Here is a 15714-nt window from a genome sequence, read left to right as displayed (position 1 = left end):
ATTTTATATGAAACGTATTTTATTGTTTTCTTTTGTAACTGTTTGGATATCATCTGTTTTTACATTTTGCGCAACTCGCACTTATAGCTCGGAAAATGGTGTTTATGTCGGTGATACTCTCGTGAAATCTGGAAATCGTTTTGTGGGGGTATCTTTTGGTGATGGAGGCGCAGTGGCAGAGGTATCTTCGCTCGAGCAGGCCATGCTTATAACCGTCTGTAACAATGTTCCGGTGGATACTTGTGTCATTATAGACAACTACAATGATATTTGGGCGGAAGGCGAAAATATATATGTGATGTTCGGGGTTGATACGTTGTGTTTCAATGCCTGGAAATTGCCACGTGAGGTAAACATGATGAATTGCTTTGTTGCAAATAGAGGCTGGAAGAACCATCGGTTTTCTCATACTTTCAATATTTCTGATGCTGCATGTGATTGCGATTTCTTTTTTCAGGCATATCTGCCTTCGGAGATTCCTGCTTGGACTAAGAGGACCATGAAGGATATAATGGCTAATGATATAGCTACACTCTTTTCTGACGATAAAGATAGGACGGATGTGCTGCGGAGGATTGATGTCGGGGCAAAAACGCCCAAGCAGATAGCCGCCCATTATGCGAAAGAGCACGAACGGCTTTATAGAAAAGAATTTGATGTGGCCGATGAAGAGGGTAAAAAGTGGGGACCTAAATATGATTATCTGTTTAAGATGAATCCGGCTTATGAGTGTGGAGGAAGGTATATCACTTATCGCTTCTATACATATAGGTATACAATGGGAGCACATGGCTATATGGAGGAGTATTACCTGACTTTTGACAAAGTTGCCGGTCGGTTGCTTGGAGCGGAAGATATTATTGAACCGAAGAATTTTGATTTTGTGATTGAAAGCCTTGAGAAGAAAATCTGCAACCACAAACGTAGAAATGGTGAGACGGATTCTAATGCTTCGGCAGATCTGGCTTCTCTTGGTTCCGACTTTTCTACGGTGCTCAAAGAATCAGTCAAAGGGAGAATTTATCCTCGTCCGGCTCTAACCGAAAACGGGCTTGTGTTCTCCTATCAGCCTTATGAGAACGGAGCATTTGCGGAGGGAATCATTCATTTTGTCATTCCATATTCCGAAATAGCGAATATTTTAAAAATAGAAAGATGAAATATAATATTTACAGTAAAAGCCTGTTTGTAATCGATCTTATATTGGTAAGTGTTTGGGCTTTCTTTTTAAACAGATATTGCAGTGCGGACTTTTTATTGCTGGTGCCTATCCGAATCGCTCTCTGTTTTGAGATGCGTAGGAAATCGTCTTGGACTCTTTTTTCGGCTATTGCCTTTTTTATCGCTTATTTGTCATTGGATTTTTGTGATACGCCGTTTGTGCGTATGATTTACAAATTGGGCTGCTGTGCGGGAAGTCCCGATGTGATGGTGGCGATTTTTGAAAATCCTATTGGTCGGAAACTGAAAGTTTGGTTTGACGGTTTTACTGTGCTGTGGTTCTTGTGGCTCATCGGAATGCCATTGTTTGTAGGATGGAGGCAAAAGGCTTTCGGGCAGACAGACTGGCGAAAGAAAGGGATATGGCTATATCTGCTTCCTCTTGTGGTGTTGTGCGTTTGGAGGATGGTGGATGAAGGAAAGGTTGGAGGTTTGCTCTTAGGAGTAGTGTTGGCCTCGTGCCCGCTTGCGTATTGGGGGCTTTATTTACGCAAAGGACGTTCATTGATGCAGTTGATAAGCGATGGCAGAGAAGTCGGGTGGTATGTCGGATATGCTGCATTCATGCTGTTTGCCTTGATAATCGGTTTGAAAGATATTTCGGCATTGCGATTTGTAGGACTCATTTTGCTGCTGCCTCTGTTTTATATAATGCTGATGAAATCTTTGGCTAAGGGCGTTATTCTCACTCGCTGTTGTGTTGCTTTGTCTTTTGCCGGATGGGGCTATTGGCTCATTTGCGATAACGGGCGGTTTACGGTTTCGTTGCTTTGTATATCGATAACTTTGATTGTGTATGTCGGTATCACGATGATCCTTAAAACGCGGGAGTGGCTTGTCTCCATAATTTTGATGACCGTCATTCCAACGGTCATCGCACCCTTTATTCTTGGATTTAATCCTTATGTGGTCACGGATGCTGATTATACATATTCGTATTTGGCAAATATTTGTGTCAAAAATGGGGTTTATGTAGTTGAAAAGTATACTGGACGAGATCTGAAAGAACAGTCTCGCTGTTCTGAACTCAAATTGGGGCTTCGTGACCGTTATGGAATTATATTGCCTATGGAGTATGATAGTTTGAAAATAATAGATGAAAAGGGACGGTTTCTTTCAACATACTCCAATGTGGTGGAGGAGGGAAAAAAACGGCAACAGTATGGAATATTCGACCTTAAAAAGCGATTTTTTGTTTTGGATCCGTATCAGTTTGAGGCTCCTGAAATTGAAAAAATAGATGATGCTACCTTCAAACTGATAAATGCTGATGACAGGCATTATACGACTCTATATTTGCCAGGCGAATATAAAGGTAAATATTTCCCGGACGCTCATTATGAACCGCATTTCGCGGATAGCGAGAATCCTGTGGATGAGTATCTTGCCCAAGCGCGGGATGTTTGTCTGGATGTTAAGGGAACATACTGGGAAAGGATGCGCACGGAAAACCCTCATGTCTATAAACTTATGATACAGATATACGACCTTGCTGCCGTTGAAGGTTCTCCAATGAATGACTTGAACTATGCTCGTGCTATCAAGAGAATTATCGATTCGGATTATAACGGAGATGTTGATAAAGCCTTACAAGATGTGGCGGATTTGAGTTATACCTTAACTTATGGTTCGCAATCACATATAAATATGTGGACTGATTATATCAGGCTGATATCAAGTATACATACATCATTGGCTTATGACTCTATGTTGTCTGCTTGGCCGGACAATGAATGGATTTTCAAGGAGTATGTAGCGTGGCATAATCTGTTAGAGGCCATGTTTTGCTATCTTGATTACCTGTATGGATCGCAAATACATCAATCTGTGCCCGAAGAAAAAAACGAGAAGGTAACGGAGTGGCTCGATTATCGGAGAGAATGTTTGGAGAAGGAACGCGATATCCTGACTGGAAAACTTCTATATTCAGTTGAACAGGCAAAAGCTGATTCTATTAGAAATTATACGGATTTTGAAGAATTCTTTTCTAAGTACCACCACTATTCCGAACCGTATTATTATCATGCTATGTGGTACGAGTTGAAATTTGCACTGGATGAATGGGCTTTTGCAAGAACGAAAATAGCGGAGGGGTTAGGATGGAGAGAATCATTGTCTTATCGGGAATATTCTAAGGAGGTTGTTGACGGGATATTTTCAGCAATTGAAGAATTAGACTGGCGGGGGTTCCAACCGGCAAAGTCTGATTCTTGGGTGGAAAAATATTTGAGTGAACTTGCGCTTTCTGAATAAAAACCGTATATTTGCACGCAATAAATTTTAAACGCATAACCCTATGTCATTTATTGCTGATAAGATTGTAATGGATGGGTTGACTTACGATGATGTATTGTTGATCCCCGCTTATTCTGAAGTTTTGCCGCGTACTGTCGACCTCTCGACAAAGTTTTCAAGAAACATTGAGTTGAAAATCCCGTTTGTGACGGCTGCCATGGATACGGTTACCGAAGCGAAAATGGCTATTGCCATTGCTCGTGAAGGCGGTATCGGTGTGATTCACAAAAATATGTCTATCGAAGAACAGGCAAGACAAGTCGCCATCGTAAAGCGTGCCGAAAATGGTATGATTTATGACCCTGTGACGATTAAAAGAGGTTCTACTGTTCAGAATGCATTGGACATCATGGCGGAATACAAAATCGGCGGTATCCCTGTGGTGGATGATGAAGGTTACTTGGTGGGTATTGTCACTAACAGAGATTTGCGTTTTGAAAGAGATATGACAAAACATATCGACCTTGTCATGACGCCGAAAGAAAAATTGGTGACTACAAACCAGTCTACCGACTTGGAATCTGCTGCTCAGATTCTTCAGAAACACAAGATTGAGAAACTTCCGATTGTAGGAATGGACGGAAAGTTGATTGGGCTTGTTACGTATAAAGATATTACAAAAGCAAAAGACAAACCTATGGCTTGTAAAGATGCCAAAGGCCGATTGCGTGTAGCCGCCGGTGTAGGTGTGACTGCCGATACGCTGGACCGTATGCAGGCTTTGGTGGATGCGGGTGCGGATGCCATCGTTATTGATACGGCTCACGGTCACTCTATGTTTGTGATTGAAAAACTGAAAGAAGCTAAGAAACGTTTCCCGAATATTGATATTGTAGTGGGTAATATTGCTACCGGAGAAGCCGCAAAAGCTTTGGTAGAAGCAGGAGCGGATGCGGTGAAAGTGGGTATCGGTCCGGGTTCTATCTGTACCACTCGCGTTGTTGCCGGTGTAGGTGTTCCTCAGTTATCGGCTGTATATGATGTGGCGAAAGCACTGAAAGGTACAGGCATTCCTTTGATTGCCGATGGCGGTTTGCGCTATTCGGGCGATGTGGTGAAAGCGTTGGCTGCCGGTGGATATAGTGTTATGATCGGATCATTGGTTGCCGGAACAGAGGAATCTCCGGGCGACACAATCATTTTCAATGGTCGTAAATTCAAATCCTATCGCGGTATGGGATCGTTGGAAGCGATGGAGAACGGTTCGAAAGACCGCTATTTCCAGAGTGGAACAGCCGATGTGAAGAAGCTCGTTCCGGAAGGAATCGCAGCGCGTGTACCTTATAAAGGCACACTCTTCGAAGTGGTTTATCAGTTGTCAGGTGGTCTGCGTGCAGGTATGGGATACTGCGGTGCTGCTAATATTGAGAAACTTCACGACGCTAAGTTTACCCGTATTACCAATGCAGGTGTAATGGAAAGCCATCCGCACGATGTGACGATTACCAGTGAATCGCCTAATTATAGCCGTCCGGAATAACATATATAAACGGTGAACTGTTAATGCTAACGGTGAACGGTGAACACGCTGTGTCAATCAGCAGATGTTTGCTGCTCACCGTTCGTTGTTTTCCGCTACTCGCTGGTTTTTGATGCTTGTTATTGTTGTTGGGAAAATAAGAATTGATGATGAAAAGAAGTCTGTTGTTTGGGTGTATTTGTTTCTTCGCAGTTTTGGTCTTTGCTCAGGAAGATCCTGTGTTGATGCGTGTCAACGGGAGAGACATATCCCGTTCGGAGTTCGAATATTCCTATCGGCACAATGCGGTTGGCGAAGACGGTAATCTTTCTCCAAAGGAGTATGCGGTGCTTTTTGCTCGATCCGTGCAGATGGTCGAAGCGGCAAAAGCTGTCGGACTTGATACGACTTCCGCTTTTCGCAAGCAACAGGAAGTTGCGCGTGCCAGACTGACGGAATCTTATCTGATAGATAAATCGACGTTGGATAGTTGTGCTCGTGTCTTGTATCAGAAGATGGGACTAAAAGCATGTCCCGGACAAGTACAGGTCATGCAGATTTTTAAATACTTGCCGCAAACGATTACCTCCCGTCATCTGGAAGAGCAAAAGACCCGTATGGACTCTATCTACCGGGCTATACAAAATCAACCCGGACTGGAGTTCTCCCGTTTGGTGGAAAAATATTCGGATGACAAGCAGTCCCGTTGGATAGAAAGTTTGCAGACCACCACCGAATTTGAGGATGTAGCTTTCGCTCTGTCGAAAGGCGAAATATCCCAGCCGTTCTTTACTCCTGCGGGAATTCATATCCTGAAAGTGACAGACCGGAAAGATATGCCTGCCTATGAGGAAGTTGCCGATAAACTGACAGAACGTATGCGGAGCAGGGAGATATTGGATAAAGCTACCGAGAAAGTGGTGGAACGGTTGAAAAAAGACTGGCGATATACTCCGAACCAGGCAGGTATGGAAGAACTGTTAGCAATAGGAAAGACAGGACAAACATTGTTCACCATTGACGGACAGAGCTATACCGGAAATTTGTTTAAGCGGTTTGCCGCTTCTCATCCGCAGGCTGTCAAACGCCGGCTCGATGCTTTTATTGCCAAATCGTTATTGGATTATGAAAGCAAAAACATAGATAAAAGGCATCCCGAAATCCGTTATGCCCTACAGAAATCCAATGGGGAGTATCTCATAAAAGAGGTGACACGGCAGAAAGTAGATTTGCCCGCTATGAATGATCGTGCCGGGTTAGCTACTTATTTCAAGTTTCACTCATCCGATTATCGTTGGGATAGCCCGCGTTATAAAGGAGTGGTTCTTCATTGTGCAGACAAAAAGACCGCCAAACAGGCGAAAAAAATGCTGAAGAAACTGCCGGAAAATGAATGGGTGGATAAACTTCGGCAAACATTTAATGCATCCGGTACGGAAAAGATACAGATTGAACAAGGGATTTTTGCCGACGGAGATAATAAATATGTAGATAAACTGGTTTTCAAGAAGGGTGGATATGAACCCGTGATGTCTTATCCTTTTACCATTGTGTGTGGCAAAAAACAGAAGGGGCCGGATGATTATCGGGAAGTAATAGACTGCGTCCGGAAGGATTATCGAATCTATCTTGACACGTACTGGACACGGGAATTGAGGGAGTCCGGTAAGGTTGAAATAAACCAAGAGGTTTTAAAAACAGTTAATAATAACTGATGTAACCGATTATTCACTATCTTCGTACCTTAAATAAGTAGATTTCAGTTGCCAATGCGAATATTAGTCCTCTTACTGATTACCCTTCTTACTTGTGGAGCGTGCAAGGAACAGCGCGACCACAAAGGAAAGACTCCTTTGGTAGAGGTGGACGGTAACTTTTTATATAAAGAAGATTTGATGTCCGTGCTTCCGGTCGGATTGTCAAAAGACGATAGTATTCTCTTCACCGAACACTATATTCGTAGTTGGGCGGAAGAGATTTTATTATATGAGAAAGCTGCGAACAACATTCCCGATAATGTGGATGTGGACAAGTTGGTGGAGAATTACCGGAAGGCGTTGATTATGCATACGTATCAGCAGGAGCTGATTAATCAGAAATTGACGAAGGATATTCCCGAACAGGAGATTGCGGAGTATTACGGGAAGAACAAGGAACTGTTTAAATTGGAAAGCCCGTTGATAAAGGGACTGTTTATAAAAGTACCTCTGACGGCTCCACAGTTGAACAATGTCCGTAGATGGTATAAGTCGGATAAGCAGGATGCTGTGGAAAGCCTTGAGAAATATAGTTTGCAGAATGCGGTGAAATACGCATACTTCTACGACAAATGGGTGCCGGTGACAGATGTGCTGGACCTGATTCCGTTGAAAGTGGAAGCGCCGGAAGAATATGTGAACAAGCACCGGCAGGTAGAACTGAAAGATACGGCATTTTATTATTTCCTGAATGTGAGCGACTATCGCGGGGCAGGAGAGGAAAAACCGTATGAGTTTGCCCGGGCGGAAGTGAAAGACCTGCTGGTCAATCAGAAGCGGGTGAGCTTTATGGAACAAGTGAAGAGTGACCTGTATCAGCAAGCGGCAAGCAAGAAGAAGATTATATATAATTATTAAATACAAAGAATGAAGAAGTTTGTGAACTTTAGATTTGTTGTTACCCTTATCCTGGCAGTGTTTGCCAATGTGGCAACTTATGCACAGGACAATGTGGTTGATGAAGTAGTTTGGGTAGTAGGTGACGAAGCTATTTTAAAATCAGATGTAGAAGAGGCACGTATGGATGCCCTGTATAACGGACGCAGATTCGACGGCGACCCTTATTGTGTAATTCCCGAAGAAATAGCCGTGCAGAAGCTGTTCTTGCACCAGGCAAAGTTGGATAGTATCGAAGTTTCCGAAGCGGAAATCATACAGCGTGTAGATATGATGACCAATATGTATATCCAGCAGATTGGTTCTAAAGAAAAAATGGAAGAGTATTTCAACAAAACCGCGACACAAATTCGTGAGACATTGCGTGACAATGCACGTGACGGACTGACGGTGCAGAAGATGCAGCAGAAACTGGTAGGGGAAATCAAAGTGACTCCGGCAGAAGTGCGCCGTTATTTCAAAGACCTTCCGCTGGACAGTATCCCCTATATCCCGACACAGGTGGAAGTGCAGATTATCACTCTGCAACCTAAAATACCTATTGCGGAAATTGAAGATGTGAAGAAAAGGCTGCGTGGCTATACGGATCGTGTGACAAAGGGAGAAATCGACTTCTCTACATTGGCGCGTCTCTATTCGGAAGATAAAGCGTCTGCCATCAAAGGTGGTGAGTGCGGATTCATGGGCCGTGGCATGATGGACCCGTCTTATGCGAATGTGGCATTCAGCTTGCAGGACCCGAAGAAGGTATCCAAGATTGTAGAGTCGGAATTTGGTTACCACATCATCCAGTTGATTGAAAAACGTGGCGACCGTGTCAATACCCGCCATATCCTGTTGCGTCCGAAAGTGTCAGAAAAAGAACTGACCGAAGCTTGTGCACGTCTCGATTCTATCGCAGATGATATCCGTGCCAGCAAATTCACGTTCGATGAAGCGGCTGCCGTTATCTCACAAGATAAGGATACCCGCAACAACCATGGTATCATGGTGAACATCAACGAGAATTCAGGTGTTACTACTTCCAAGTTCCAGATGCAGGACCTTCCGCAGGACGTAGCTAAGGTGGTAGACAGGATGAACGTAGGCGAGATTTCAAAAGCCTTTACAATGATAAACGAAAAGGACGGAAGAGAGGTATGTGCTATCGTGAAATTGAAAGCGAAAATCAACGGTCATAAGGCTACCATTGCAGAAGACTATCAGGACTTGAAGGAAATCGTGATGGATAAACGCCGTGAAGAGATGCTGCAGAAGTGGATTCTGAACAAGCAGAAGAATACGTATGTACGTATCAATGAAAACTGGCAGAAATGTGACTTCAAATACCCGGGTTGGGTGAAGAAGGATTGATGTTTAACAGCTTGACTTTATATGCTGAGACAAAATAAGAAAGATAAACAACAAGACAGGCATAGATGGCTTCTTATAGGCTTTCTATGCCTGTTTGGTGTATGTCTCGTGGCGCAAAACCCCGGGAAACCATCGGATAACAAGAAGCAGCCGGAGAATAAAAAAATGAAAGTTTATTTGCTCCACGCTGACGAAGGTCAGGCGGACAAGTTGGCACGTCCTGATGTGCAAGTGCTGATTGGCAACGTGCAGATGCGTCACGACAGTATGTATATGTACTGCGACAGTGCCTTGATTTTCGAGAAAACCAACTCTGTGGAAGCCTTCAGTAACGTGCGTATGGAGCAGGGCGACACCTTATTTATATACGGTGATTACCTTTTCTACGACGGAATGGCGCAGATTGCGCAACTCCGTGGAAACGTGAAGATGATAAACCGCAATACAACTTTGCTGACGGATAGTCTGAACTACGACCGTCTCTATGACCTCGGCTATTACTTTGAGGGAGGAACCCTGATGGACGAGGAGAACGTATTGACTTCCGACTGGGGGGAATACAGTCCTGCGACGAAGCAGTCAGTGTTCAACCACGATGTGAAACTCGTTAATCCCAAGTTTGTATTGACTTCTGATACTTTGAGGTATAATACGGACAACAAAATTGCCGTTATCCTCGGTCCTTCAAACATTGTAAGCGATAATAACCACATCTATTCCGAACGTGGATTCTATAACACAATGACCGAACAAGCCGAACTGTTAGACCGTTCGGTACTGACCAACCAGGGGAAAAAACTGGTAGGTGACAGCTTGTTTTATGACCGTATCAACGGCTATGGCGAAGCGTTCGACAATGTGAAGATGATGGACACTATCAATAAGAATATGCTGACGGGCGATTACTGTTTCTATAACGAATTGACGGATTCCGCCTTTGCCACCAAACGGGCGGTTGCCATTGATTATTCGCAGGGAGACACTCTCTTTATGCATGGAGATACCTTGCAGATGGTATCCTACAATCTGAATACCGACTCTTTGTTCCGCCTGATGAAGGCTTACCATAAAGTACGTATGTACCGCACTGATGTGCAGGGCGTATGCGACTCGCTGGTTTATAACTCGAAAGACTCCTGTATGACCATGCACGTCGACCCTATTCTTTGGAATGACGGCCAGCAGCTATTGGGCGAGCAGATTAAGATTTATATGAACGACAGCACCATCGACTGGGCACATATCATCAACCAAGCGCTCACGGTGGAAATGAAAGATTCCATTCATTACAACCAAGTGTCCGGCAAGGAGATGAAAGCCTATTTCGTAGATGGCGATATGCGGCATATCGAGGTGGTGGGCAATGTCCAGACCGCTTTCTATCCGGAAGAGAAGGACAGTACGATGACCGGATTCAATTGTCTGGAAGGCAGTGTGCTCCATCTTTACATGAAAGACAAGAAGATGGAAAAGGGACTGTTTGTCGGCAAGTCCAACGGAACGATGTATCCGATGGATCAGATACCAGCCGACAAACTGCGTCTTCCTACCTTTGCGTGGTTCGACTATGTCCGTCCACTCAATAAAGACGATATTTTCAACTGGCGGAGCAAGCGGGTAGGGGAAACCCTGAAACCCACCACCGACCGGCGACCGAAAACAGAAAAGCGAAACTTAATTAATATGAAGTAGTATGGGAATGTTTAATTCGATGAGGAAACCTCGTGGCTTTAATCATCAATACATTTATGTAGACGAGCGCAAGGAAAAGCTCGCCAAGATGGAAGAGAAGGCAAGGCGGGACTTGGGCATGCTGCCGGAGAAAGAATTTAATCCGGAGGATATTCGTGGCAAGTTTATTGAAGGAACCACTCACCTGAAACGGAGAAAGGCAAGTGGACGCAAACCGGCCTCTTTCGGAATCATATTGATTATCATTGCTTTCCTTTTGTATTTGTGGCATTATTTGGCGACGGGAAGCTGGTCGTTTTAATTTTTTTACTGGACTATGAGCGATATTATTCATTTGTTACCTGATTCGGTAGCCAACCAGATTGCTGCCGGCGAAGTGATACAACGTCCGGCATCTGTTATCAAGGAGCTGGTGGAGAATGCGATTGATGCAGATGCGCGGAATATACATGTATTGGTGACTGATGCGGGTAAGACCAGCATCCAGGTCATCGACGACGGAAAGGGAATGTCCGAAACGGATGCCCGTCTTTCCTTCGAGCGCCATGCTACTTCCAAGATACGTGAGGCTGCCGATTTGTTTGCTTTGCGCACGATGGGCTTTCGCGGAGAAGCCTTGGCTTCCATTGCCGCAGTGGCTCAGGTGGAACTGAAGACACGCCCGGAATCGGAAGAATTGGGTACGAAACTGGTGATAGCAGGCTCTACGGTAGAGAGCCAGGAAGCTGTTTCCTGCTCTAAGGGAAGCAATTTCTCCGTGAAGAACTTATTCTTCAACGTGCCTGCCCGCCGTAAGTTCCTGAAAGCGAATTCGACCGAACTGAGTAATATCCTTGCTGAGTTTGAACGTATCGCCCTTGTCCATCCGGAAGTCGCTTTCTCGCTCTATAGCAATGATTCCGAGCTTTTCAATCTCCCGGTATCCCCATTGCGCCAGCGCATTATGGCTATTTTCGGTAAAAAGCTCAATCAGCAGTTGCTCAATATAGATGTGAATACCACTATGGTGAAAGTCTCCGGATATGTAGCCAAACCGGAAACGGCTCGTAAGAAAGGCTCCCATCAGTATTTCTTCGTCAACGGACGTTATATGCGCCATCCTTATTTCCATAAGGCAGTGATGGAAGCCTATGAGCAGTTGATTCCTGCCGGTGAGCAGATTTCCTACTTTATCTATTTTGAAGTAGATCCGGCTAACATTGATGTCAATATCCACCCGACTAAGACTGAGATCAAGTTTGAGAATGAACAAGCCATCTGGCAGATACTCTCAGCCTCGGTAAAAGAGTCACTGGGGAAGTTCAGCGCTATTCCTTCCATTGATTTTGATACGGAAGATATGCCCGATATTCCGGCATTTGAACAGAAGACAACTTCCGAGCCGCCCAAGGTGCATTATAATTCGGATTATAATCCGTTCAAAGTGTCTGCCGGAGGTAGTGCAGGCGGTGGTTCGTACAGCCGTTCAAAAGTGGAATGGGAAGACTTGTATGGCGGCCTGACGAAAGCCAGCAAGATGAATAACCCGATGCCGGAGCCTGAGATGGAGTGGGAGGATTCTGCCGTCAGTGAAGGAACGCCGGTTATGGAAGAAAAGGTGGAGATGGTGACCTCTATGGCTTCTCCCACTTTATACGCCAGCGAGCCTGTGATAGAAAAAGGAAACCAGCATTTGCAGTTCAAAGGACGTTTTATTCTGACTTCCGTAAAATCCGGTTTGATGCTTATTGACCAGCACAGGGCACATATTCGGGTGCTTTTCGACCGGTATATGATTCAGATTCAGCAGAAACAAGGCGTGTCGCAAGGCGTTCTTTTCCCCGAAATCTTGCAATTGCCGGCCTCGGAAGCGACTGTGTTGCAAAGCATTATGGAGGATTTATCCGCAGTAGGTTTCGACTTGAGCAATTTGGGTGGCGGAAGTTATGCTATCAATGGTATTCCGTCCGGTATCGAAGGGCTGAATCCGGTCGAATTGTTGCGTAATATGCTACATACGGCGATGGAAAAAGGGAACGATGTCAAGGAGGAAATACAGAATATATTGGCCTTGACGTTGGCGCGTGCGGCGGCAATCGTCTACGGGCAGGTGTTGGGCAACGAAGAGATGGTCAGTCTTGTAGATAATCTTTTTGCCTGTCCCTCACCGAATTACACTCCGGATGGGAAGACCGTTCTGACGACAATCAGGGAAGAAGATATCGAACGTTTATTCAAATAAAGCAAATAATTTCATCTTTTTCTAAAACCTTTTAGTTTGGTTCGTGTTATTTAATTAGTTCAACAAAGATTTAATAACCACTTAACTATTAAGGTATATGAAAAAGATTCTGATGTTGCTGGCTTTTGCCGGCGTTGCGTCTGTTGCTTCTGCGCAGCAGACTATGACGGTAACTGAATACGACGTGATTCAGGTACAAGATAAATATCAAGTGCTAACCAACCCGTTCTGGAGCAACTGGTTTTTCTCTGTAGGAGGCGGTGCCCAGATGTTGTATGGCAATAATGACCATATCGGCAAGTTCAGAGACCGCGTGGCTCCTACATTCAACGTCTCTGTCGGCAAATGGCTAACTCCGGGATTCGGATTGCGTATGCAATACAGCGGATTGCAAGCCAAGGGGTTCACTATGAACGAAACGGCTAATTATGTAGTCGGCGGTCCGAGAGAAGACGGTTCTTACAAACAGAGATGGGACTATATGAACCTTCACGGTGATTTGATGATTAACCTGAACGCGCTTTTCGGTGGATATAATCCGAACCGTGTATATGAAATTATCCCTTATATCGGTGCCGGCTGGGCTCATTCTTACTCACGTCCTCACACCGATGCCGCTACTTTCAACGCAGGTGTCATCAACCGTTTCCGTCTGTCGAATGCTGTTGACTTGAATATTGAATTGAGTGCAACAGGTTTGGAAGGTAAATTTGACGGCGAACATGGTGGCAAACGTGATTATGACGGTATCCTCGGTGCTACGATCGGTATAACTTATTATTTCCCGACCCGCGGATTCCAACGTCCTACGCCACAGATTATCTCTGAACTCGAATTGAATCAGATGCGTAACCAGATGAATGCGATGGCAGCCGCCAACATGCAGTTGCAACAGCAGTTGGCCAATGCACAACAGCCGGTCGAAGTAGAGGAGGCTGAAGCAGTAGTCGTCACAGATTCTAACATCGCTCCGCGTACCGTATTCTTTAAGATTGGTTCGGATAAATTGTCTCCGCAAGAAGAGATGAACTTGTCTTACCTTGCCGGCCGGATTAAAGAATTCCCGGGCACTACCTATACTATCAACGGATATGCAGACTCTGCAACAGGCAGTCCGGAATTCAATCAAAAATTGAGTTTGGAACGTGCACAGGCTGTTAAGGACTTGCTGGTTAAGAAGTATGGAATTCCTGCTGATAACTTGAAGGTTGCTGCCGGTGGTGGCGTCGATAAGTTCGGTCAGCCGATTCTGAACCGTGTTGTGCTAGTAGAAACTGCAAAGTGATAAAGTGATTTCAGCATTCAGCGATTCTCTGTAATCGCTTGCTGTAAAGGAAAAGCGGCTGAAAGCAGACCTTAAAATAGATGGTCTTTGCTTTCAGCCGTCTTTTTTTATATATCTGTTGTTTTGATTATAATCCTTGTTTTTTTGCTTTGTGCCAGCTTATCTGACAGGCTGGTAGTCTCTGGATTTTCCGTAAAATCCGGGAGCGGGCACATATATCGGTTGGTTGGATATGCCGATATTCAGTAGCTTGCCTTCCTTGCGGAGCCGGCGGATATGAATCATGGCTGTGGAGCGTACCATCCCTGTGATACCTTGAAAGTCGGAACGTTGCATAATCTGATGGTCGGTGAAATACTCTTTCAGTCGCATGTCTATCTCTACTTCCGATAATTTGGCGGAATGTTTGACCCGCTTCATTTGCTTTATTTTTACAGTTCCGACAGATTGTTTCAACCTTTGGTCCGAACGGAATTGTATCGCTTTCAGTCTCACTTTCGAATTCTTGCGGGGAGTATCTGCGGATATTTCTTCGGTGGCGGTCAACGTAGGGTAGAAATAACCGATACCGTTCAGGTGTACCTGTCTTCCTTCGTCAAGTTCTTCTCCCATTACTTGCGAGAGAGCGTCCAATACGGCAGTCACGCCTATTTCGTTCAGTGTGCATCGCGACTGAATTCTGCTTCTGGGTTCATCCGTATCTACCTGTCCGTTGGCGATGATGCGCGGATGGAATCTTTTCTACTTATCTCTGTGGGTACGCGGCTTTCATACATGGCTTTTGGGAGTTGCCGTCCAATGGTCGGGAAAAACAGGGATTCATGCCAATAGTGTAGCTCTCATCCTCGTAAGTTCGGAACAGGGGCGGTTGAAGTCTACTTTCTGCAAGTCGTTGATGCCTGCGGCTTTGCGGCATTACTATATGGATAATCTCCAACTGACTTCGGAAGGGAAGGCAGAGCGTCTGATGTCGGAGATGGGATTGATCAATCTTGATGAATTTGATAAATATGCTGCGAGTAAGATGCCCTTATTGAAAAATCTGATGCAAATGTCGAGCCTGCATATTTGTAAGGCGTATCAGAAAAACTATCGTGACTTGCCGCGTGTCGCTTCGTTTATAGGCACTTCCAACCGCTATGATTTGTTGACTGAGCCTACGGGCAGCCGTCGTTATCTTTGCGTGGAAGTCATAAAACCTATTGACTGTGAGGGTATCGAGCATGCGCAACTTTTTGCCCAACTGAAAGCTGAACTGGAACAGGGGATTCCTTATTGGTTCACTAAAGAACAGGAACGCGAACTGCAACGGCACAATGTGGATTTTTATCATGCTTGCCCTGCTGAGGATGTTTTTAACTGGAAGAAGAATGTTTATACCTATTCGCCGCTGACGGGTTTGTTTTCATAAGGCAAGCATCTCCATGAAACTGAAACGGCTGAAAACTGTATTTTTTAGAGCCTGTTTAAATTCTCTTCAGTCATAATTTTATAGCTGATATTTCAACTTACCCCGGCTCTTCTTGTCGCGTCC

Annotated in this window: 10 protein-coding genes and 2 pseudogenes; 11 read left to right on the top strand and 1 reads right to left on the bottom strand. The window is 44.7% G+C overall.

Going from position 1 to position 15714, the window contains the following annotated elements; translation table 11 throughout:
• Positions 1–7 precede the first annotated feature (7 nt).
• From NSB03_RS10360 to NSB03_RS10315, 10 genes are all read left to right on the top strand, one after another.
• Positions 8–1159, top strand: coding sequence for an RsiV family protein (locus NSB03_RS10360; RefSeq protein WP_159102129.1), 1152 nt, complete (start codon positions 8–10; stop codon positions 1157–1159).
• The gene (locus tag NSB03_RS10355; RefSeq protein WP_024987101.1) at positions 1156–3474 is read left to right on the top strand and encodes a hypothetical protein; all 2319 of its coding nucleotides are present in this window, start codon (positions 1156–1158) and stop codon (positions 3472–3474) included. The genes NSB03_RS10360 and NSB03_RS10355 overlap by 4 nt, the downstream gene beginning before the upstream one ends.
• 43 nt (positions 3475–3517) lie before the next feature.
• Positions 3518–4996: an IMP dehydrogenase gene (gene guaB / locus NSB03_RS10350; RefSeq protein WP_024987102.1), complete on the top strand. Its 1479-nt coding sequence runs from the start codon at positions 3518–3520 to the stop codon at positions 4994–4996.
• A 149-nt stretch (positions 4997–5145) separates the two neighbouring features.
• A complete protein-coding gene (locus NSB03_RS10345; protein WP_257466377.1) occupies positions 5146–6690 on the top strand; it encodes a peptidylprolyl isomerase in 1545 nt (514 codons plus the stop codon).
• Positions 6691–6744: 54 nt separating this feature from the next.
• Complete coding sequence (locus tag NSB03_RS10340) at positions 6745–7590, top strand: hypothetical protein (RefSeq protein WP_024987103.1); 846 nt, start codon at positions 6745–6747, stop codon at positions 7588–7590.
• A gap of 9 nt (positions 7591–7599) precedes the next feature.
• Positions 7600–8982: a peptidylprolyl isomerase gene (locus NSB03_RS10335; RefSeq protein ID WP_024987104.1), complete on the top strand. Its 1383-nt coding sequence runs from the start codon at positions 7600–7602 to the stop codon at positions 8980–8982.
• Between the two features lie 21 nt (positions 8983–9003).
• Positions 9004–10674 carry an OstA-like protein gene (locus NSB03_RS10330; RefSeq protein WP_257466376.1) on the top strand — a complete coding sequence of 557 codons (1671 nt, stop codon included), beginning with the start codon at positions 9004–9006 and terminating at the stop codon, positions 10672–10674.
• 1 nt (position 10675) lies between these two features.
• Positions 10676–10975, top strand: a complete 300-nt coding sequence (locus NSB03_RS10325; RefSeq protein WP_024987105.1) for a hypothetical protein — start codon at positions 10676–10678, stop codon at positions 10973–10975.
• A gap of 15 nt (positions 10976–10990) precedes the next feature.
• Complete coding sequence (gene mutL, locus NSB03_RS10320; RefSeq protein ID WP_242358444.1) at positions 10991–12895, top strand: DNA mismatch repair endonuclease MutL; 1905 nt, start codon at positions 10991–10993, stop codon at positions 12893–12895.
• Positions 12896–12992: 97 nt separating this feature from the next.
• Positions 12993–14180 (top strand): OmpA family protein, encoded by a 1188-nt coding sequence (locus NSB03_RS10315; protein ID WP_257466375.1) that lies wholly within the window; start codon positions 12993–12995, stop codon positions 14178–14180.
• Positions 14181–14339: 159 nt separating this feature from the next.
• Here NSB03_RS10315 and NSB03_RS10310 read toward each other — a convergent pair.
• Positions 14340–14921 (bottom strand): annotated as a pseudogene (locus NSB03_RS10310) (HU family DNA-binding protein); the annotation flags it as partial.
• Between the two features lie 10 nt (positions 14922–14931).
• Between NSB03_RS10310 and NSB03_RS10305 the strand changes: the two are divergent.
• Positions 14932–15540 (top strand): annotated as a pseudogene (locus tag NSB03_RS10305) (VapE domain-containing protein); the annotation flags it as partial.
• Between the last annotated feature and the right edge of the window lie 174 nt (positions 15541–15714).

Source organism: Bacteroides acidifaciens (genome assembly GCF_024623065.1).
Lineage (GTDB): Bacteria > Bacteroidota > Bacteroidia > Bacteroidales > Bacteroidaceae > Bacteroides > Bacteroides acidifaciens.
Note: the sequence above shows the minus strand (reverse complement) of the source record. Positions and strands in the feature narration are given on the sequence as shown.